Source organism: Enterococcus sp. PLH-Efm8 (assembly GCF_053011625.1).
Genome location: NZ_CP172568.1, coordinates 2,709,652 through 2,731,289 on the forward strand (window position 1 = coordinate 2,709,652; position 21,638 = coordinate 2,731,289).

Sequence of the window (21,638 nt, forward strand, 5' to 3'; positions counted from 1 at the left end):
AGTATGAATAATATATTATAGATGTTTATATATCACTGTTAATTATTATCCACAATAATTAATGATTACCTCGATATTTGTCAATCAAAGGTTGAAACAATTTATTTTCAGCATCTTTTCTAGCTTGAGCTGCACTCTTAATAGAATCATACGATCCTAAATAGTACCTCTTTTTTTTTAAAGTTATATACGCAATCTATTTCTCTTTAGAACGATAAACTCCCTTAACACCACTTGTATTATTTTTCGGTAATTTTGACGTTAGACACTCTATTACTGTCCCTTCAACACATGTCCTTGTTTCTTGCCTTTTTAAACATCCACAACTTTGAGTATGTCCAAAAAATAAGTTACTATAACTTATCTCACACATACTGCCACACTCACAATGACAAACCCATTTTGTTTTCCATGAACAGTTATTGTCCAAAGGATACTTTGCAGTAAGTAATCCGAATTTTTTATTTTCAATGTGATGCTTTTTTGATTTCAAACATCCACAGCTTTTTACATCACCTTTTAGAAGTCGCTTTGCCGATACTAACTTTTTTCTCCCACACAGACATTGACATTCCCAAACAACAGTTCCTTCACTTCGCAGTTTAGTTGGCTTGATTGCAACTAACTTACCAAAAGTTTTATTTGTCAAATTTTTATATTTATGCCTATTTTTATAATTTCCACATCCACAACTTTTGGTTCTACCTGTTAGTAAGTTTGATCGATATACAATCGTTTCATTCCCACAGTCACATAGGCAACGATATTTTTTATATCCATTATGAGTAATCTCCTCAACAACAGTAAGGTGACCATATCTTTCCTTCACTGCACCTACCCTCCCAAGAAAGAAGTACCATATAATTTCAATTAACTTTTAATAAATCAGAAAAAAATATTTCCAATTTTTCTTAGTCTGATTTTATGACTAATTTACAATACAAGACTGAACGATACGTACACGAAATCCTCAAGATAGATAAATTGTTTTCATCTAGTGAAACCTGCTCAAAATATGAGCATAAAGACGGCAATAATACACTCGATATTCGATAATGGACTTGTTTTATTTGTCAAACCCATCGTAATCGAGATATCAATTCCAGTCTCAATATCCTGATCAAAGGTCTAAGAATCCAACCATTTTCTTGTTACTTTGTCAGATTGATTACCTTTTTTAGTCTCCGAATAATAAGGTTTTCGGATCAACTAACATGCTCTGAGAAAGACTACTATCTTTGCAAATTTCCAAATGAAGGTGTGGGCCAGTACTATTCCCAGTACTTCCTACATAGCCAATTATTTGTCCTTGCAAAACATTATCTCCAGTTTTTACTAGGTATTGTTGCTGGTGAGCATATAACGCGGTTGATCCATCTTCGTGTTGTATCACCACGTAATTTCCCCAAGAGTAGTGAAACTCTGCTTTAACAACCTTACCAGCTTTAACTGCATGAATCGGCTCACCCTGTGTAGCTGCCATATCAAGTCCTCGGTGAAATTCATTTCCACGATTTCCAAACAAACTGGTTATTGAATAATTATGAATAGGCACTTGGTATCCAGTCTTACTCATTTGTGGACCTTTAACTTCTTTATCATAGTTGGTTAAATCGTAGGTTTTAATTAATTCATTTAGCTTCAAATAGTATTGTGTATCTGTTGCATACCGTCCTGTAAGGAATTTAGTTGCTTCTCGATATGTTTTACTATTAGCTTTTAATGCTCCTGCATAAAAATCTTTATTTCCACTAATTCCCTTAGTTAATAATTTGGCATAATCTTCAAAGCTTTCCTCATAGTTTTCATACACTCTAAATTTTGATTGGGTCGTATAAAGCGTTCCATTACCCAAATCTTCGTTTGTTACCATAATGACAAAGTTTCCATTATAAGTTCCTTTTATCCCAAATAAATTGTAATTCGGTGCCTGAGCTAACTGGCTTTGACCACTGGCAGATTCTAAGATCGCTTGTGCAATCATAACAGAAGCATATAAATCATATTTCTGACCAATTTTTCTCGCAGACTCACCAATTTTCATAATAAAATTTTCTACAGATTCATTTTTGTCAAAATGAATTTCTTCATTACCAGATAGTATTGGTTGTGATTGGAAAGATTCTGTTGATTCTATTTGCTGTGGTGTCGAAAAAGTTTTTGTTTGTCCTTCCGTTTTTGGCGCTTCCTTTTTTGAAGATTCTATATGGTTTGGTTTTGTCACTTTCGAAGAAGTTATTTCACTTGTACTACTTGAAGTTGTTGAAGATTCGGTACTTGAAATCGTACTACTTTCACTTGACGAAGTTGTTGAAGACTCGGCATTTGAAGTCGTACTACTTTCACTTGATGAAGTTGTTGAAGACTCGGCATTTGAAGTCGTACTACTTTCACTTGATGAAGTTGTTGAAGACTCGGCATTTGAAGTCGTACTACTTTCACTTGATGAAGTTGTCAAAAGTTCACTACTCTCTGCTGTTACATCGGAATTACTCATTTCAGTCGTCTCGGTTCTTTCTTTTGCAATTTTGTATGTTGAATTTTCGCTTGCCAACACATGGAAAGGTGTTGCTATAAGGAGTTGGGACATTAATATAACTGCTGATGCAAGTTTTAAAGATTTTTTCATTTGATTTACCTCTCTTTTTTCTCTTTAATAGTGTTTTCTATTAAAAATTATGATAAATATTTTCAATGAATTGAGTAATACAGTATATTTCTTGATTTCATTTAGTAACGATTATGTTTCAATGTTTAATCCTGTTACTGCCTTTAAAACGCCGATTGTAAAATTAAGCTAGACAACTAAAAAAAGTCATTTGTGCTACACTCAAAATAGTTCCGACGAAAGAATTATAAGGAGTGAGTACAAATGACCTATAACCATCTTACACCAACTGAACTCGTAATGATAGAAGCTTATTTCAATCAATCACAACCTGTTTCAAAAGTAGCCAATCTGTTACAACGTTCTCGACAAACTATTTATAAGGTCTATCGTTTTCTTAAATCTGGTGGAAGCGCAATGAGCTACTATAAACAATATAAGAAAAACAAACGTAACTGCGGAAGACATCCGATTGTTTTACCTGATGAGCAACAGGAATACATTCAAAAAAAGGTTGTTCAAGGGTGGGCTCCTGATGTCCTTATTGGTCGAGCAGAGTTTCCTATTGCTTGTTCGGTACGCACACTGTATCGAATGTTTAAAGATAAAACCTTTGACACTCACGATTTACCAATGAAGGGAAAAAGAAAACCAAACGGTCATAAAGAAAAAAGAGGAAAACAAGGGTTTCGCCGGTCAATCCGAGACAGAAAGACAGACTATACCCAGTTTGATCATGAATTTGGTCACCTGGAAGGTGACACTATCGTGGGTGGAAAACATAAAAGCGCGGTCATCACATTAGTTGAACGGCTATCTAAAGTCATCATTACCTTGAAACCCGAAGGCAGACAGGCTAAAGACATTGAAAATAGGCTGAATCAATGGTTTCGTTGTGTCCCAAAAAACTTATTTAAATCCATCACATTTGATTGTGGAAAAGAATTCTCAAATTGGAAAAAGATTAGTAATACCAACGATATTTCAATTTATTTTGCGGATCCAGGAACACCTTCTCAACGAGGATTGAATGAACATTCAAATGGCTTATTACGTAAAGATGGTTTGTATAAAGCTATGGATTTTAATGGTGTATCTGAAACCTTTATCCAATCGGTGGCATCGAAACGAAATCATATTCCTAGAAAATCATTACACTATCGGACACCAATGGAAGTATTTTTGAGTTACGTCACAAAAGATGATTTGTCTAACTTAATTTGACAAACGAAAAAATAAAATTATAGGGTTGGCTAAAACTAGGATGAAATAAATAATCTAACATTTTCAATTTGTCTAATGTAATTTGTTCTTCTATAGCAAGAGAAAACATTGATAATAGTCCAGATAAATCTTCTTGACTACAAAGTTGTACACCTACTATTCTCTTTGTATTTTTTTCAAAGCTAATTCTTAATTTTACACGACTATTTTTTCTCAAAAAAGCAGGTCTAATGAAATCTTCTATTTCTATATAATCTATAGACTCACTTAATAATCGTGCTGTTTTTAAATTCAAACCTGCTGCGTAAAAATTGTAATTAAATATAGAAAAGCCATTTGTAAATTGGGAACCAGAAGGTGTAAAATCTTGATTGTTAATATGTTGAGTTGCAATATAAGCTGTTCTTAGAGCATTAGAAATAGAAAAATCAACACTACTTCTATTAATGGACGTAAAAAAAGTTGTAGCACAATCCCCAATAGCATATATATCTTTTATATTTGTTTGCTGGTATTCATTAGTTAGATATGCTCCACTAACATCTCTCAAGAGTTCCTTTTCCCCAATTGGACTATTAGATAGAAATCCTATAGCTTGTACGACCATATCCATAGAGTATTGGGTACCACTTGTAGTGACTATTTTTTCAATCTTTTTTCTTCCTAAATATTTTTTAGGACTTTCTGATAGACAAAGATGTATTCCATTTTTTGATAGTATTTCTTCAACTTTATCTGAAAAACTACGGTCGTAATAAGTCGACAACACTCTATCTGCAACATCGAAAAGATATACTTCTTTCCCTCTTTTTCTTATGGCTTCAGCAATTTCAACTCCAATATATCCTGCTCCAATAATTCCTACTTTTTTAATAGTACTATCATCCAAAGCTTTAAAAATCTCTTTTGCATTTGGAAAATTCTTTATCGAAAAAATATTAGCTAAATTATTCCCCGGTATATCTAGCATAATTTGCTTTGAACCTGTAGCTAATATAACTTTGTCATATTCTTGAGAGAATCTTGTACCATCTTTTTTTACACAACTAATCTTTTTATTTTGAATATCAATTTTGTCAACTTCTGTCTCTAGAAATAACTTTTTTATCTCAGAATTTAGTGTCATTCTATTTTGATAAAAAAGATCTTCTAAATTACTTACTTCTCCTTTTATAAATAACGATGTCCCACATTCCAAGTAACTAATTTCTGATTTTTTATCGATTAGAATAACTTCATAATTTGAATCGCTTAAGTTTAGAAATCGAGCTGCGGCTAGCCCTGAATGGTTTGAACCAATAATTACTATTTTTTCCACTTAATTACATTCTTTTCCTTTCTATAAAAAGTATATTCATCTTTAACTAACACTTATGGCTCTATAATTTATGGGACTGATGAATCAGAATTGATTCTTCAGCCCCATTTTCATTTTAGGTATTAAAAAACATATCGTTCTCTAGTATGATTAAATCACCACAAAATAAACAACTGAGAGGACGATACGCTATATGAATGATTCTATCAAAAAAATGCTGAGAATAACAGAGAAAGATTTGATGATTACAGAGGTCTCTTACGAGACCCTTCAGAAGAAAAAGACGTTGGTCGTCGATGCTGTTCTCTCGCCTACTCCTCGTGCTTGTAGAAGTTGTGGTTCTACTGTGGTAGATGGAAACGGGAAAGCAATTATAGTGAAAAATGGAAAAAAGGAAACGATTGTCCGTTTTGAACAATACAATCATATGCCTTTGGTTATGCGCCTAAAAAAGCAACGCTATACCTGTAAAAACTGTCGCACCCATTGGACGGCTCAAAGTTATTTTGTCCAACCCAGACATTCAATCGCAAATCATGTTAGATATAAAATTGCTTCTTTACTGACTGAAAAAGTATCTTTATCTTTTATTGCGAAAAGCTGTCAGGTATCTTTGACCACCGTTATTCGTACATTGAAAGAGTTTAAAAGCTATTTACCAAAGCAATCTAAGAAGATCCTCCCCAGAGTATTGATGGTTGACGAATTTCGTTCGCATGCTTCCATAGAAGATAAGATGAGCTTTATTTGCGCGGATGGCGAAACAGGAAAATTAATAGATGTTTTGCCTACGCGTAAATTACCTCGATTAACAAGCTATTTCTTAGGTTGTACCAATCCAGAAGAAGTAGAATTCTTGGTGACAGACATGAACGCCGCCTACTTCCAGCTCACCAAACGTGTTCTGCCAAATGCGAAAGTCGTGATTGATCGGTTTCATATTGTCAAACACATGAATCAAGCGTTCAATGAGTTGCGTATCCGTGAAATGAATGAACTTCGTAAAGCCGGACAGAAAAGCCAGGCAGAAAAACTGAAAAAGAACTGGCGCTTTTTGCTAAAAAATCGTGCAAACATCAACCATTATGAATACAAAACATGGAAAAGTTTCCGAGCACCAAAATACCCATTTCTTACTGAAGCAATGATGATTGATCGATTGCTTGAGTTTTCTCCGCCCCTAAAGGAGGCGTATCCCTTTTTTCATGAATTAGTTGAAGCCTTTCGAGACAAAGACCCTGACTTATTTTTCTCCTTATTGGCAGAACTTCCCGAAACGTTAGATGACAGCTTTCGGGAAAAGCTTCAAAACCTTCTGACCTATGAAGAAGGCATCACCAACGCAATGATCTATCCTTATTCCAATGGAAAAATAGAAGCGAAGAATACCCACATAAAGACAATGAAACGAGTATCCTACGGATTTAAATCATTTGAGAACATGAGAATTAGAATCTTTTTGATCAATCAATTAATCAATGTAAGATAACAAAAAATCTGAGCCAGAATGTGGTTCATTCTGACTCAGATTTGATTTTGCACAACTCATCAGTCCTTATTGACAAAGAGCCACACTTATTTCCCATCATAAAAAAGCAAAAAGAGGAAGAAAAAGATTCTTCCTCTTCTCAGAGAAGACTTAAGAAATTGATTTTCTATTCATTCTCTTTTTTTCGATTTTTATACCCTAATAATCCTAACGTTCCTAACAGTATTAAACCACCGCTAATAGTAAAGATATTACTGTCACTCTCTCCCGTCTTAGGAAAAACTTTTGAGGACTGGCTTTTGCCTCTATTTTTGTCTTGATTGCTGTTGCTACCTTGATTGTCAGTCTTACTACCTTTACTACCGTTTTTTCCACTGTCTTTTTTGTTGGAAGAAACAACTACATTAGTAGGTTCACTAGTATTACCAGATTCATCAGTTGCAGTTACTATCACTTTTGTCCCTGCCTCTAATTTAGGAACTTTAACTGTAAAATTACCATTTTTATCAGCTGTCCCATGGTGTTGACTTCCGTCTGGTAATGTAACTGTCACCTCTGCATTTGGTTCAGTTTTACCAGTAACAATTTGGTCACCCTCTGTAATAGGATCAACTTGAGGTTTATTCGGTGCTTTTTTATCTACTACAGAAATAGTAACTTCTACTTCTTCTTTAGATCCATCTGGATATGTTACTACTACAGTACCTTTTTTGTTTCCAGCTGTACTAACATCTACTTTTTCTTTCCAAGTATAAGTAGTTCCTTTTGGTAGATCTTCTTTGTTCTTAATTCCCTCAGATGCATCTGGCTCTTTATTTAAGTCTGTAGTCACTTTTTGTCCTTCAGGATTATATTTATCTGCATCGGAACGAGTATCTGTCACTGTAACGTCTACTTCAACTTCATCAGATGATCCATCTGGATATGTCACTACAATAGTACCTTTTTTATTTCCAGCTGTGCTAACATCTACTTTCTCTTTCCAAGCATAAGTAGTTCCTTTTGGTAAATCTTCTTTGTTCTTAATTCCCTCAGATGCATCTGGCTCTTTATTTAAGTCTGTAGTCACTTTTTGTCCTTCAGGATTGTATTTATCTGCATTAGAACGATTGTCTGTCACTTCTACTGGAACTTTCACCGTATCTTTCGTACCGTCTGGATACGTTACTTCAATGACACCTTCATAATTGCCTGGTGTGTTGGTATCAATTGTACCGCCGGGAGTAACATCTGTTACTGTTGTTCCTTCTGGTAACGCTGGCAAGTTAGTAACATTATCTGTTAAATCTACTGTGCCTCCAATTTCTACTTTTTCGCCTTCTACTGTTGGTTCATATTTATCGGCGTCAGAACGATTGTCTGTCACTTCTACTGGAACTTTCACCGTATCTTTCGTACCGTCTGGATACGTTACTTCAATGACACCTTCGTAATTACCTGGTGTGTTGGTATCAATTGTACCGCCGGGAGTAACATCTGTTACTGTTGTTCCTTCTGGTAACGCTGGCAAGTTAGTAACATTATCTGTTAGATCTACTGTGCCCCCAACTTCTACTTTTTCGCCTTCTACTGTTGGTTCATATTTATCGGCATCGGAACGATTGTCTGTCACTTCTACTGGAACTTTCACTGTATCTTTCGTACCATCTGGATACGTTACTTCGATAACCCCTTCGTAATTACCTGGTGTGTTGGTATCAATCGTACCACCAGGAGTGACATCTGTTACTGTTGTTCCTTCTGGTAATGTTGGTAGGTTGGTTACATTATCTGTTAGATCTACTGTGCCTCCAACTTCTACTTTTTCACCTTCTACCATTGGTGTATATTTATCGGCATCGGAACGATTGTCTGTCACTTCTACTGGAACTTTCACTGTATCTTTCGTACCATCTGGATACGTTACTTCGATAACCCCTTCGTAATTACCTGGTGTGTTGGTATCAATCGTACCACCAGGAGTGACATCTGTTACTGTTGTTCCTTCTGGTAATGTTGGTAGGTTGGTTACATTATCTGTTAGATCTACTGTGCCTCCAACTTCTACTTTTTCACCTTCTACCATTGGTGTATATTTATCGGCATCGGAACGATTATCTGTCACTTCTACTGGAACTTTCACTGTATCTTTCGTACCATCTGGATACGTTACTTCGATAACCCCTTCGTAATTACCTGGTGTGTTGGTATCAATCGTACCACCAGGAGTGACATCTGTTACTGTTGTTCCTTCTGGTAATGTTGGTAGGTTGGTTACATTATCTGTTAGATCTACTGTGCCCCCAACTTCTACTTTTTCGCCTTCTACTGTTGGTTCATATTTATCGGCATCGGAACGATTGTCTGTCACTTCTACTGGAACTTTCACTGTATCTTTCGTACCATCTGGATACGTTACTTCGATAACCCCTTCGTAATTACCTGGTGTGTTGGTATCAATCGTACCACCAGGAGTGACATCTGTTACTGTTGTTCCTTCTGGTAATGTTGGTAGGTTGGTTACATTATCTGTTAGATCTACTGTGCCTCCAACTTCTACTTTTTCACCTTCTACCATTGGTGTATATTTATCGGCATCGGAACGATTATCTGTCACTTCTACTGGAACTTTCACTGTATCTTTCGTACCATCTGGATACGTTACTTCGATAACCCCTTCGTAATTACCTGGTGTGTTGGTATCAATCGTACCACCAGGAGTGACATCTGTTACTGTTGTTCCTTCTGGTAATGTTGGTAGGTTGGTTACATTATCTGTTAGATCTACTGTGCCCCCAACTTCTACTTTTTCGCCTTCTACTGTTGGTTCATATTTATCGGCATCGGAACGATTGTCTGTCACTTCTACTGGAACTTTCACTGTATCTTTCGTACCATCTGGATACGTTACTTCGATAACCCCTTCGTAATTACCTGGTGTGTTGGTATCAATCGTACCACCAGGAGTGACATCTGTTACTGTTGTTCCTTCTGGTAATGTTGGTAGGTTGGTTACATTATCTGTTAGATCTACTGTGCCTCCAACTTCTACTTTTTCGCCTTCTACTGTTGGCTCATATTTATCGGCGTCAGAACGATTGTCTGTCACTGTAACATCTACTTCAACTTCATCAGATGATCCATCTGGATATGTCACTACAACAGTCCCTTTTTTATTTCCAGCTGCGCTAACATCTACTTTTTCTTTCCAAGTATACTTAGTATCTTTTGGTAAATCTTCTTTGTTCTTAATTCCCTCAAATGCGTCTGGTTCCTTATTCAATTCTGTAGTCACTTTTTGACCTTCAGGATTATATTTGTCAGCGTCAGATTTATCATCCAGTTTTGTTGCACTTGATACAAATTCTGTATCATCTGCTGTAATTGGTTGAGTTGCTTCCTCTGGCCATTTCGCATCTGTATAACCATCTTTTGCTTTCAACACTGGAAGTTTATCTTCTGGTAAGCTTACGCCGTCTTTCACTGCAAAGACTGTTGTTCCACTTTCAATACTTGTTCCTTCTCCTGCGGTGAAGGTTACTTTGTGGTAGCCTGCAGGAATGTTTTCTCCTGGATTTTCAATGATATCATCCAGTTTTGTTGCACTTGATACAAATTCTGTATCATCTGCTGTAATTGGTTGAGTTGCTTCTTCTGGCCATTTCGCATCTGTATAACCATCTTTTGCTTTCAACACTGGAAGTTTATCTTCTGGTAAGCTTACGCCGTCTTTCACTGCAAAGACTGTTGTTCCACTTTCAATACTTGTTCCTTCTCCTGCAGTAAAGGTTACTTTATGATAGCCAGCCGGAATGTTATCCCCTGGGTTTTCAATGATATCATCCAATTTTGTTGCACTTGATACAAATTCTGTATCATCTGCTGTAATTGGTTGAGTTGCTTCTTCTGGCCATTTCGCATCTGTATAACCATCTTTTGCTTTCAACACTGGAAGTTTATCTTCTGGCAAGCTTACGCCGTCTTTCACTGCAAAGACTGTTGTTCCACTTTCAATACTTGTTCCTTCTCCTGCGGTGAAGGTTACTTTGTGGTAGCCTGCAGGAATGTTTTCTCCTGGATTTTCAATGATATCATCCAGTTTTGTTGCACTTGATACAAATTCTGTATCATCTGCTGTAATTGGTTGAGTTGCTTCTTCTGGCCATTTCGCATCTGTATAACCATCTTTTGCTTTCAACACTGGAAGTTTATCTTCTGGCAAGCTTACGCCGTCTTTCACTGCAAAGACTGTTGTTCCACTTTCAATACTTGTTCCTTCCCCTGCGGTGAAGGTTACTTTGTGGTAGCCTGCAGGAATGTTTTCTCCTGGATTTTCATAAATATCTTTACTTACAGTTACTGCTAAATCGGTCGTGCCTACAGAACCATCTTGGTAAACAATTTTAATAGGAATTGTTCCAGTAATCGGCTCCGATTCTCCTACACCTTTAGCTGGAGTGAATGTAACAATACCAGTGTTTGCATCAACACTTGCATTACCGAAGTACTTATTATAGACATCTGAAATTGAAAAGGCATCTTTAGCTAAAGGAACATCTGGTTTATCAAATGTAGGTTTTCCACTTTGAACTGTCGTTTCTGGAGTTGTTGTTATAGGTACGTATGTTGCATCATTTTCCATAGCTTGAGAAGCTTTTACAGCAAACTCTACATCCACGTCGAAAGTTCGATTTCCGATCTTAACAGTTACAATACCTTTCGTACTATCAGTAACGTTAGAAGTATCAGGCTCTGTTTTCCATGAATACTCTGCATCTTCAGGTAAGTTTTTATTATTCCGAATTGATTCTTTAGCATCTGGTTTAAATCCAACTACCACGGTTTGTTTATCAACCGCTTTTGGTGATTCCTTAATAACGGTTGAACCTTCTTCTGGTTTATCAAAACCTGGAGAAACGATTTGGATTTTTAATTCATCTTTCGCGATTAATTTACTTGAATCTACACCCGTAAATTCAAATTCTACAGTATCTGAAATTGGAGCCCCATCTTTTTCATTTGGAGCGATAGTTTTTTCTGCTAATACAGTACCTTCTTTATCAACAAGTTGGGCTTTGTGACCTGTTCCCGCTAACTCGTGGATGAATACTTTCCCCTTAACTGTTGTGTCAACATCATATACTTCTTCTAATTCAGGTTTCCCGATATATGGATTCGTGTCTCCGCTCTCTTCTTTATCGTCAGGGTTTCCATCACCATCAATATCTTGCAAATAATAATAACCTGTTCCATAAGTGTTCTGGATTAATTTTTTATTCGTATCCGACAACCAAGAATCAAAGATGAAATCTTCACCAAATGGTTTATTTTCTTCAACTTGTGCTGTTGCTTTCATATCTTCTAAGATTTCATCTAATGGCTTAGTCAATTGTAAAACATATCGAATAACGACTGGACGTGGACTTGCATTAGCAAAATCGATAAGTTTAGTTAAATCATTATTAGTTATTGAACCTATGCCATAATTTTCATGACCTTCCCGTCGCTCGATTGCTAAATCAGCTACTTTTGTTCCGGATTCAAACGAAACATCATATGTTACTTTGTCAGCCTGAACCATGTGCATCTGTATACCCGCTACATATGGAACTAATCGTTCATCAATTTTGTAATTAGCATACCAAGGCGTGCCCTTTGCGGAAGATGAATATGAGAAATTATAATTTTTCGTTAACTTATGATCTAAGATTATAGCTCCATTAGCACCTGTGGATCCTGAACCATCTTTTGTTTGAGTATTAGGTTTCTCATATTTTGCACTTACTGATCCATGTTTAAACTGGTCAGGATTATTTTCAGATACATCTAAGCTATTATAGAAATCATCTGAATCTGTTAAAAAGTAGCCCGTACTATCAATACCCGGTACAATTTTATCATCGTCTTGATGACTTACCAAGTAGATTCGATACATTAAACGATCGGTCTTGAGATTGTCTATGCCTATCTCTTTAAAAATTTCATCTAGGCTCTTTTCAAACGTAATTACCCCATTAGGAGCGGTTTGCGTATCGGTTGTTTCTGCCCCAGCAAATAATCCATCACTTGCACGAATATAATTGACCTTCCAAATATTTGTAGGTCTACCCAGCGAATCATTAATTCTTACAAAGGTCCGTCTAGAAGATCCAATTCCTTTCTTTGGATCGACCTGAATTTTTTCTACATATTTAGCTAATCGTTCATCTAATTGAAGACGGATTTCCCAGTTTTTAGTTGATGCTGCAATATTATGTTTTCCGTAAACTTCAAATCCAATTGTATTGCCTTTTAGTGTGTCTCCAGTTAGTTCTTGAGGACTAAATTGTAAATCCGAAAAGTTATAATTTTTCGTATAACCAGGATTCTCCTGAAAAGTATTCCCCGAAGCTACTTTGTCACCTACTTGTACGGAGCTTATCGCTGTTTCAAGTGGGCTGCTTGGAGAAATTTCATCTTGTGCTTTAACTAGTTCAGTTGTTCCCAAGACAAGACCAACACCAATCAAAACAGATGCAACCCCAACACTTAATTTTTTGATACTGTACTTCAATACTCGTTTCTTTGTTTTTTCTAGAAATACTCTCTTATTATTCTTGCTAACCATTATTCAAATCAACTCCCTTAATAATTACTTTCCTAGTAAGAATAAAAGATAAATCTGATACGTATTATTCACAGAATAGGAATCTTACTAACCTTATGTTAACTAATTTACTTAGAGAATTTCATGAACATTACAACAAAAAAAGTACATTTCTTCATGTTTTTTTCGGATATTTGTGCTTTTTAACCATTCAGCAGCTGAAAACATATAAAAAGATATGTATGTATTCTTTCTGAAATTAAGTTCATTTCTATGCGATGAAGCATGTTTTCAAAATATTACCCTTTCTTAGATTAAACTTCAGAGTATTCAAATAACGGAATAAGGAGCCTTATCCCGCATTACTGAATGAGACTGTGACATAAGTAAAAAGGTGACTTCAAATTCCTTCTTCGGAATTTGAAATCACCTTCTTTATAATTATAAAGTATCGGTTTCACAGCATTTCTGAATGATTCCTAGAATCTTAAACGAATGATTGGAGTTATCAACATTTTTTCACTCGTTTTTAGCGAAACAAAAAATGACATTTGTCACAGCCTCATTAAATTATTGATTCTTTTTCTTTATAATTGAATTGTCCATATTTAAAGTGTCTAGTACTCTACATGAATAATTAATTGCTTTCACTCAAATACTTATAATCTATTAACTTGTAGTTGTTTAACTTTTCTGAAAAAGTTAGACCCACGTAATAATCTTCCCAGCTTTCTCTTTCAATTAACTGATCCAATTTTTGATAATCCATAAATTCATCATGTATCAAAAAGAATAAATAACTTGATATTTTAGCATCTAGCTTAATCAGATTAAATAATGTTTGTTTAAAATTGCTACCATTAATATGACTGATAGATTCTCTAGCTTCTTCACATAAACTTTTTACTTTATTAATTACTACTTTGTCATATTCATTTAACACACTATTATTACCATTACTTAGACGCTCAGATTCTACGAAACAACTCAAATCAGAAATTTCCCAAAAAAATTTTTTGTTAAAATCCAATTTCCTCAACTCCTCCAAACTACGTAAATGATATAGTCTCATAATAAAATAAAACCTCTCAGCTAATGTTGTTGAAATTGTCCACTAAACCTAATTGATATTGCTTAGGAGATACACCTGCGTACTTTTTGAATACTCTCGAAAAGTGTGAAGAATCTGAAAATCCTAAACCTAAAGAAACTTCACTGATAGTATGGTTTGATTTCAACATTATTTTAGCCGTAGAAATTTTTCGCTTAGAGATATAATTATAAATCGTAATATGCATTTCATTCTTAAAGCTTTCTCTTAATTTAGTTTCACTTACAGAAAAATAATTAGCTATTTCCTTTACAGTAATTCTTTTATAGATATTTAAGCCGATGAATTGAACGACAGAAGAAATTAAGGGAGAAAGATGCTCTATCTTAGTTTTTCCGATTTCCTTAGTATAATAAACAATCCCAGAATCCCTCACTTTTAAGACCTCAGGTAACGATACAGCTAATTCGTTTTCTTGTATCAAAGCATCTCTACTTTGATACGCTTCTATTATATCCATTCCTAATGTTATAGACGTTTGTGCTAACTTTTCAAAAACAATGATAGAATAATTTTTTTCAGACCGAATCGTATCTCCACTAACACTTGGAATTATTCCATTACTCAGATTAAAAACCATGTTTTCTAAATTTCGAATATCTCCATTTTTAACATATTCCAGTATTTTATTTTCATAAAGAAACAGATATATTTCTGGATCGTAATTTTGTGATAACAGATTATCTATTTTGATTTGCTCGATAGTTTTACTTAGATTTTCTGTATATTCAATTAACGGTTCATGGAATAGATCTTCTATTTTTCCAGTAAAAAAATAATGAACTAAAATCAGAATATCTCGAATGTCTCCTAAAGAATACAAAGTCAAATTTTGCAATGAATTATAGAGTCGTTCTCTATCAGCCATTGCAACATTCAAATTGTTCATTTTTAGTTTAAAAAAAACTTTATCAATATTATTTGCTCTAAATGGACCAAATAAGTAATATCTGGTTTTAAACATGTATAGAAGAAACATCTCATTAAAATCACCAGTAAAGAAATGGAAATCTTTAGTTTTTTTAATATTATCAGTTAGTAACTTTTTATAATCATAAAAAAAATAAGTAGTTCTATCTGAGCGATACTCTTTTATAATACTGAATTCGGAATTAAAAACCACGATAGGTAACTTTAAACAAACATGAAGAGACTTTAATAAGACTTCTTTATCTGAAAACACTTTTGTTTCTCTCTTTCCTTTCTACATCATTAAATAGTATTTTATACGTTATCTAAAATACTATTCCTCTGTCAAAATAAGCTAACTTACTTCATTATAAAATATCCACTTATCGCTTTCATGTATATTCCACCGTAAAAAGTACATTTTATCACCGAGAACTCATCATTTTTCATCATGATGAATACTATTTACATATATCTAGTTCAAAGACAATAATTATTATGATCCGTTATTATCTAAGCACTATACAGATAATAGGAATTTTTCGTTTCTAAATATTCCAATTTGGGAATCCAATAAAAATTTTCGTTCAAATACGTGTCTATTCGAACTCTTTTCTAGTTGTTAATTATGAAGGGGGAAGAAATAAAAAATACAATCTATACACGAATAAGAATATTATCCAAAAGGAGGTTTTAGAAAAGATTTATTATACGTAAAAAGCTCAAGACATTTTCTTAGCCATAAGGACATGTTTGATATTTAAGAAGATATATGAATTTTCTTTTCTAAGTATAAAGATAACTATCCATTATCAACTAAAAAAACATTTTTGAAAATAAACATCAGCAGTCCTATCAATGCATGTGAGCTTATAGAAGTTATTCGCAGCGCAGCATAATTGCATTAGCTTCTTTTCGTGTTTTTTGCCTCTTTTCCCTTTAAATCTTAATGGAGGAGGTGTGCAATATGTCAGATAACGACGAACGCGTAAATGCCCAGTTGATTCGATTCTTTGAAAAGGTCATTTTGAACACCGCTAATACTTATTATAAAAAACAAGAAGAAATTCAAAAACATGAACAACTTGATCAACTCCCACCATATTTGTTTACTAAAGATACTATAAAATTTAAACAACCGATTAATGTTTTAAATGTGACTCTCCTTGTTGAAGATATAAAATTAGCAAAAATCCTTCCTTTGTTGAAAGAACCTGAACAAATTTTTCTTATCGAAAAATTTATCTTTGATAAAACTGATAAAGAAATTGGAAAGGTTCTGGGGATTACAAGACAGGGTGCGACAAATTTAAAACATCGACTTTACAAAAAAATTCAAAAAATGCTGGTTTAATATCTGCATAATAACTAATTTTGTATGCTTCTTTGCTCGTTCTCCTCCTTCCCAAAGAAATAGATTATAAGTCCATGGGAAGAAGGTAGATTTATGAATTCTTTAAAAGAAGATTTCATTTTAGCAAAGGCTGGAAATGAAGAAGCTGTTGAGGCAATTCTCAAAAGATTTAGCTCTTTGATTCATAAGCAATCCTGGAGAACTGGAAAATATGATCAAGATTGTTATCAAGAATGTATGCTTGCAATATATCTAGCTATCTCGAAATTCGAAATTAAAGAATAACTCAACTAAGGGAGTCTGTGACATAAGTAAAAAGATAGTTTCAAATTTCGAACAATAAATTTGAAACTATCTTCTTTATAATTATAAAGTATCGATTTTACAGCGTTCTATAATGATTCATAGAATCTAAAACGAATGATTTTAATTATCAACGTTTTTTAATTCGTTTTTAGCTTAAAAATAACTTTTGTCACAGTCTCACTCCTAAAATTACTTTATTTACGTATGAAGTGGGCAGGAGGTCGAATCCAGAACTGGGCTATGGTACTTCAACGAGGACTTCTCCTCTAGAATTGAAAAGCATGCGATTTACCTTCCGTAACGACGGTAGATTTATTCAACTATGTGTCCAATCAAAATTTGTCTGATTTCAAAAATAGTCAAGAGAATTTTGGTTGTTAAAAACTCTTATCTATCAACTTCCACAGTTTAGTTGACAAACCCTGATACTAAGTTGGGCTATGATACACTTTTCTTGACTATCAGTTACGTTACCGGAAGGAATGAACTCTATTGAGAAAAACATATGATCGTAAATTTAAACTAAAGATTTCACAGGATATCCTTGAGAAAAAAGTAACTACCAAGAAAATTGCTGAAGAATACAATATCTCTCGTCCAACAATTTCCCGATGGGTTTCAGAATATCGTCGATACGGGAAAAATGCTTTTGCTGGACAAGGAAAAAGATTACCTGATAAAGCAGATTTCTACATTCTTGAACAGGAAAATAAACGACTAAAAGAGGAAGACGAGTGTTCTACGAACACAAAGATCGATACGGATCTCCAGGGATCACTCAAAAACTTTACGATGAAGGAATCGAAATCAATAAACGTGTTGTAGCTGTTCTTATGCGTGAAATGAATTTATGCACAAGAGGATTTCATCGACGCAAATCTTCTCATGGTAGAGAAAAAACAATCAAAGAAATGGTAAAAAAATGTTGAATCGATAATTTGAACAGAACCAAATTGATGCTGTTTGGGTGATGGATATTACTTACATTCCATGTAATGACGGTCGCCTCTATTTGTCCACCTATATTGACTTAGCAACTCGTATTCTACGTTACTATATGGTAGATTCACACATGAAAAAAGAGATTGTCGTCCGTCCATTACAAATTTATTAAGGAGAATTGCCTACGGTAATTCATTCCGATAGAGGTAGCCAGCATCGGTCTTTTATTTATCAAGAGCTGTTGAACGACCACCACATCACACATTCAGTGAGCCAAACTGGGACTCCTGTTGACAATGCAGTAATTGAAGCGTTTCATCGATCAATCAAATGAGAATTAATCGACTCCAACAAATATAAAAGTAAAATAGAGATGAAGGTGTTAATCCAAGATTATTTAGAAGACTACTACCCAAACAAAAGAATCCATACAAAATTTATGATGACTCCTTGACAATTTGAAGCGAAGAAAATAAGGGATCTATAATATCTAGTGTTGGTGACGCCTTCTGTTGCCAATACTTTTTCTTTTTTCTAATAAACGCAAACAGACACCTTAAAATCCTTTAGAATAAAGTCGACGAAAACCATTCAAAGGAGTGTTTCAAGATGTCCTATTCAGAGTTTACCAAAGAGTTACTAGATATTCTAGACCTAAATCTTATCTTTCATGAAGATGCCTTTCGCAAAGAGCGAATCAATGACGAAACATGTTTTGTTTTTGATGGCACATTGACCTATCAACCGGAGGAATGCTTTCATCGCCACTATCAAAATGAACAAACGATCATTAAATAGGGCTGGAAAAAAGTATCCATCTTATTGAATGATGTCAGTAACTACAAGACCATTCTGCGGATTAACAAACAGCGCTTCAAATGTAAACACTGTGGAAAGACTTTTTTAGCAGAAGATTCAGTTAGTGATCGTCGCTGCTCCATTGCTCGCAGAGTCAAACAAGCCATTCTTGAGCTATTAAGCGAACCTCTTTCTATGTCTTTGATCGCACGTATGAAGCACATTTCTCCGACCACTGTCATTCGAATACTTCGCAGCCTTCGGCCTAAAACCATTTCTTTGAGCCAGCTGTTACCAGAAGTGGTGTGTTTCGATGAATTCAAATCAGTGAAAAATGTCTCGGGAGCCATGAGCTTTGTCATGATGGACGGCAAGACCCATCAACTGATTGATATTGTGGAAAATCGGCAACTCAATCCTTTACGCGACTATTTCTTGCGCTACCCTATAAAAGTCCGTGAACAAGTGCGTCTAGTGGTTTCAGATTTCTATACACCCTATCGCACATTGGTGAAAGAGTGTTTTCCGAATGCCCGAATCGTCGCCGATCGCTTTCATATTAGCCAACACATTGGTCGGGCTTTTACCAACCACCGAATTCAAGTAATGAAGACCTTTAAAAAAGGGGATCGTCGGTCGAAGCACTTAAAGAAATACTGGAAACTACTTCAAAAGAATGCGTGGGAATTGAAAGGTCAGCATCGCTACTGGCGTCCGTCATTTCGAGATCATCTGACAGAAGCAGAGATAGTCGATCGGCTATTATCTTATGATGATTCCTTAAAGCGAGGCTACGAAGTCTACCAGGATTTTCTTTCCGTTATCAGAAGACAAGATGTTCCTGAATTCGTCGCGCTCCTAAAAGAAGACTACAAGGAGTTGCCAGAGCACTACCAACCAGTGTTCACGACCTTCAAGAAATACCAAACAGAAATCAAACGAGCGTTGCGCGTTCCCTATTCCAACGGCCCTATAGAATGTTTGAATAACCATATCAAAGTACTAAAACGAATTGCCTATGGCTATAGAAACTTTCAAAACTACCGAGAACGAATCTTTTTATATCGAGGAAAATATTTTAAGAAAACTAAGAATACTACCCAACTGACTAAAGCCAGAACAACAACACGGCTAGACAAGATAGCTGTCTAGCCGTGTGAGTATCTCGATTATTCTATTGAATTTCTTCACCAACACTCATTGACGAAGAGCCAAAATAAGTAATCTAACCGACTGTTAACTAAACCATTGCAGGTCCCGTTAAAGATACTTGTGCCTGTTGTCACCGCTTCTTTTTCTTGTCCACAAGCGCTTAACACACTTAATAAAGCCCCTGCTATTATTAATAATAATATCTTTTTCTTATTAAAAACCTCCTCATCTATTTCCAGATTAGTAAATGTAGTAATCTGTGCTTTCTTTTTTCTCAATACTAATAACTAACTTATGGGGTAAACAAATACTCGTTTGACCGGGTTTTGAGATCCATCCAGTTCTAACCGCGATTTGATCAGGACTATTATCTTCTTTAACTCGAATTCTTCCATCTTTAATCTCAACAATATTATATTGTCCCTTCGCAGGATGATAATTCACGAGTTTATGATTGATCTTATCCAAATCGAAGCGATCCATTTCCTTGCCATCAATTCGAACGATGGCATATTTGATAGCATCTTCAGTTGTTTCATTCTCCTTTTCTATAGAGAATACAAATAAGGGAATAAAAGAGGTAATAATCAAAATGCCAATAATTATGACATCGCCTATCTTGACACCAGCTTTTCTTAAAAATTTCATTAACGATATCTGGCTAAACATATTAGACTTTTTCCATGGAAATGGTGAAATTTTTCGGAAATTATCTGCATTAAGAGAATCAGTTAAACAACCCTCAAGTTGTTCCTTAATACATTGTTGATCCATCTTCATACCAATAAAAACTAGTTTATTAATGCGTTCATCAAACAACGGATGCCAGGCTTCCTTCAATTCGGGATTTTTTTGTATAATCATTTGACACTCAATTTTAGGTAAACTAGCTACCCAATAATTTAATGATTCAATACTTTTATAGCTACCCGATGTTTCAAAGATCGTCGAAAAATCACTATGTTGGGCAAACCAAAGAAACCCTTTTGCTCTTGTAATATTGCCAGGAAAATTTTTATCCGTAAGATGGGCAAATTTTTGTGCGTCAAGGAGTAACCGATTTCGATAGATAAAACTTGAGATACCATATTCTTCTGTTTCAGGAATATGATTTTGATAGCCAAGCTCTAACTCTTTGAACCAGCCCACTGAATAGGAAGTCTCATCTATATTAAAAAGATTTGTATTTAGAATTTTCGATAAGTCTACTTCACCTTTAATTGTCCTAATTATTTTGGCATTGGACTGTAACTTAGCAATTAGACCGTTAATTTTGTAAATCGTCTTGGTTGACACTAAGTCACTATTATTTAAAAGTAATATGTTACAACACTCGAATTGATCAATTAACAAGCCACGAATATCCTGTTCTTCTTCAACTACATTACCTTCAGCTTTTCTTTCCTGAATCTTTTCACCCGTTTCGAAATTATCCCAAAAACGTTTTACATCCACTACTATAATAATGGCACCAATCTCTAATCGTTGGGTCAAATCAATGTCTAAAGGGTTTTTAGCTAATATAATTGCTTGAATAATTGGAATTGGTTTGCTGATTCCTGAAGCTTCAATAACAATTTGATTCAAGTCAGAAAATTGCACTAATTGATCTAGTTCAACAATCAAATCTTCGCGTAATGTACAACAAATGCATCCATTCGGCATCGAAACAAGTTTTTCTCCAGTTCTTTTAAAACCTTTCTTGTCGACTAATACCCCATCAACATTTACTTCCCCTATGTCATTTACAATGACAGCAATTTCCTTTCCGTGATCACCGTACAGAATATGATTTAGAAGTATCGTTTTTCCTGAACCAAGATAGCCAGTTAAGATTGTAATAGGTATTTTTTTCATAGGGA

Annotated in this window: 14 protein-coding genes and 1 pseudogene; 8 read left to right on the plus strand and 7 right to left on the minus strand. The window is 34.8% G+C overall.

Annotated features, from left to right (window positions below):
- Positions 1-196: 196 nt before the first annotated feature.
- Both ACIFUW_RS13310 and ACIFUW_RS13315 read right to left on the minus strand, forming a co-directional pair.
- Positions 197-829 carry a hypothetical protein gene (locus tag ACIFUW_RS13310; RefSeq protein ID WP_010729820.1) on the minus strand — a complete coding sequence of 211 codons (633 nt, stop codon included), beginning with the start codon at positions 827-829 and terminating at the stop codon, positions 197-199.
- Between the two features lie 348 nt (positions 830-1,177).
- Positions 1,178-2,629, minus strand: coding sequence for a glucosaminidase domain-containing protein (locus ACIFUW_RS13315; RefSeq protein ID WP_002297338.1), 1,452 nt, complete (start codon positions 2,627-2,629; stop codon positions 1,178-1,180).
- Positions 2,630-2,872: 243 nt separating this feature from the next.
- Here ACIFUW_RS13315 and ACIFUW_RS13320 point away from each other — a divergent pair, with 243 nt between their 5' ends.
- Positions 2,873-3,832, plus strand: coding sequence for an IS30 family transposase (locus tag ACIFUW_RS13320; RefSeq protein ID WP_002303350.1), 960 nt, complete (start codon positions 2,873-2,875; stop codon positions 3,830-3,832).
- On the opposite strand, the gene ACIFUW_RS13325 is transcribed toward ACIFUW_RS13320, so the two are convergent.
- The gene (locus ACIFUW_RS13325; protein ID WP_010729817.1) at positions 3,819-5,150 is read right to left on the minus strand and encodes an NAD(P)/FAD-dependent oxidoreductase; all 1,332 of its coding nucleotides are present in this window, start codon (positions 5,148-5,150) and stop codon (positions 3,819-3,821) included. The two genes, ACIFUW_RS13320 and ACIFUW_RS13325, sit on opposite strands and share 14 nt — an antisense overlap.
- A 193-nt stretch (positions 5,151-5,343) precedes the next feature.
- Here ACIFUW_RS13325 and ACIFUW_RS13330 point away from each other — a divergent pair, with 193 nt between their 5' ends.
- On the plus strand, positions 5,344-6,639 hold the full coding sequence (locus ACIFUW_RS13330) for an ISL3-like element ISEfa11 family transposase (RefSeq protein ID WP_002297218.1): 1,296 nt from the start codon (positions 5,344-5,346) through the stop codon (positions 6,637-6,639).
- A 166-nt stretch (positions 6,640-6,805) separates the two neighbouring features.
- On the opposite strand, the gene esp is transcribed toward ACIFUW_RS13330, so the two are convergent.
- From esp to ACIFUW_RS13345, 3 genes are all read right to left on the minus strand, one after another.
- On the minus strand, positions 6,806-13,225 hold the full coding sequence (gene esp, locus ACIFUW_RS13335) for a repetitive surface protein Esp (protein WP_269528372.1): 6,420 nt from the start codon (positions 13,223-13,225) through the stop codon (positions 6,806-6,808).
- Positions 13,226-13,841: 616 nt separating this feature from the next.
- Positions 13,842-14,276, minus strand: a complete 435-nt coding sequence (locus ACIFUW_RS13340) for a DUF7006 family protein (RefSeq protein WP_002332818.1) — start codon at positions 14,274-14,276, stop codon at positions 13,842-13,844.
- A 16-nt stretch (positions 14,277-14,292) separates the two neighbouring features.
- Entirely contained in the window at positions 14,293-15,498 is a 1,206-nt protein-coding gene (locus ACIFUW_RS13345; RefSeq protein ID WP_002297334.1) for a YSIRK-targeted surface antigen transcriptional regulator, read from the minus strand.
- Between the two features lie 693 nt (positions 15,499-16,191).
- On the opposite strand from ACIFUW_RS13345, the gene ACIFUW_RS13350 reads away from it, so the two are divergent.
- The 6 genes and pseudogenes from ACIFUW_RS13350 to ACIFUW_RS13375 all read left to right on the plus strand — a co-directional run bounded on the left by ACIFUW_RS13350 (position 16,192) and on the right by ACIFUW_RS13375 (position 19,776).
- Positions 16,192-16,578 (plus strand): sigma-70 family RNA polymerase sigma factor, encoded by a 387-nt coding sequence (locus ACIFUW_RS13350; protein WP_002297333.1) that lies wholly within the window; start codon positions 16,192-16,194, stop codon positions 16,576-16,578.
- A gap of 93 nt (positions 16,579-16,671) precedes the next feature.
- Positions 16,672-16,863 carry a helix-turn-helix domain-containing protein gene (locus ACIFUW_RS13355; protein ID WP_002304825.1) on the plus strand — a complete coding sequence of 64 codons (192 nt, stop codon included), beginning with the start codon at positions 16,672-16,674 and terminating at the stop codon, positions 16,861-16,863.
- A 513-nt stretch (positions 16,864-17,376) separates the two neighbouring features.
- Entirely contained in the window at positions 17,377-17,709 is a 333-nt protein-coding gene (locus tag ACIFUW_RS13360; RefSeq protein ID WP_002311665.1) for a helix-turn-helix domain-containing protein, read from the plus strand.
- On the plus strand, positions 17,619-17,813 hold the full coding sequence (locus ACIFUW_RS13365; protein WP_002297332.1) for an IS3 family transposase: 195 nt from the start codon (positions 17,619-17,621) through the stop codon (positions 17,811-17,813). The genes ACIFUW_RS13360 and ACIFUW_RS13365 overlap by 91 nt, the downstream gene beginning before the upstream one ends.
- A gap of 38 nt (positions 17,814-17,851) precedes the next feature.
- Positions 17,852-17,998: a transposase family protein gene (locus ACIFUW_RS13370; protein ID WP_138816292.1), complete on the plus strand. Its 147-nt coding sequence runs from the start codon at positions 17,852-17,854 to the stop codon at positions 17,996-17,998.
- A gap of 437 nt (positions 17,999-18,435) precedes the next feature.
- Positions 18,436-19,776 (plus strand): annotated as a pseudogene (locus ACIFUW_RS13375) (ISL3 family transposase).
- A 240-nt stretch (positions 19,777-20,016) separates the two neighbouring features.
- On the opposite strand, the gene ACIFUW_RS13380 reads toward ACIFUW_RS13375, so the two are convergent.
- The gene (locus ACIFUW_RS13380) at positions 20,017-21,633 is read right to left on the minus strand and encodes a GTP-binding protein (RefSeq protein WP_269528371.1); all 1,617 of its coding nucleotides are present in this window, start codon (positions 21,631-21,633) and stop codon (positions 20,017-20,019) included.
- Positions 21,634-21,638 lie beyond the last annotated feature (5 nt).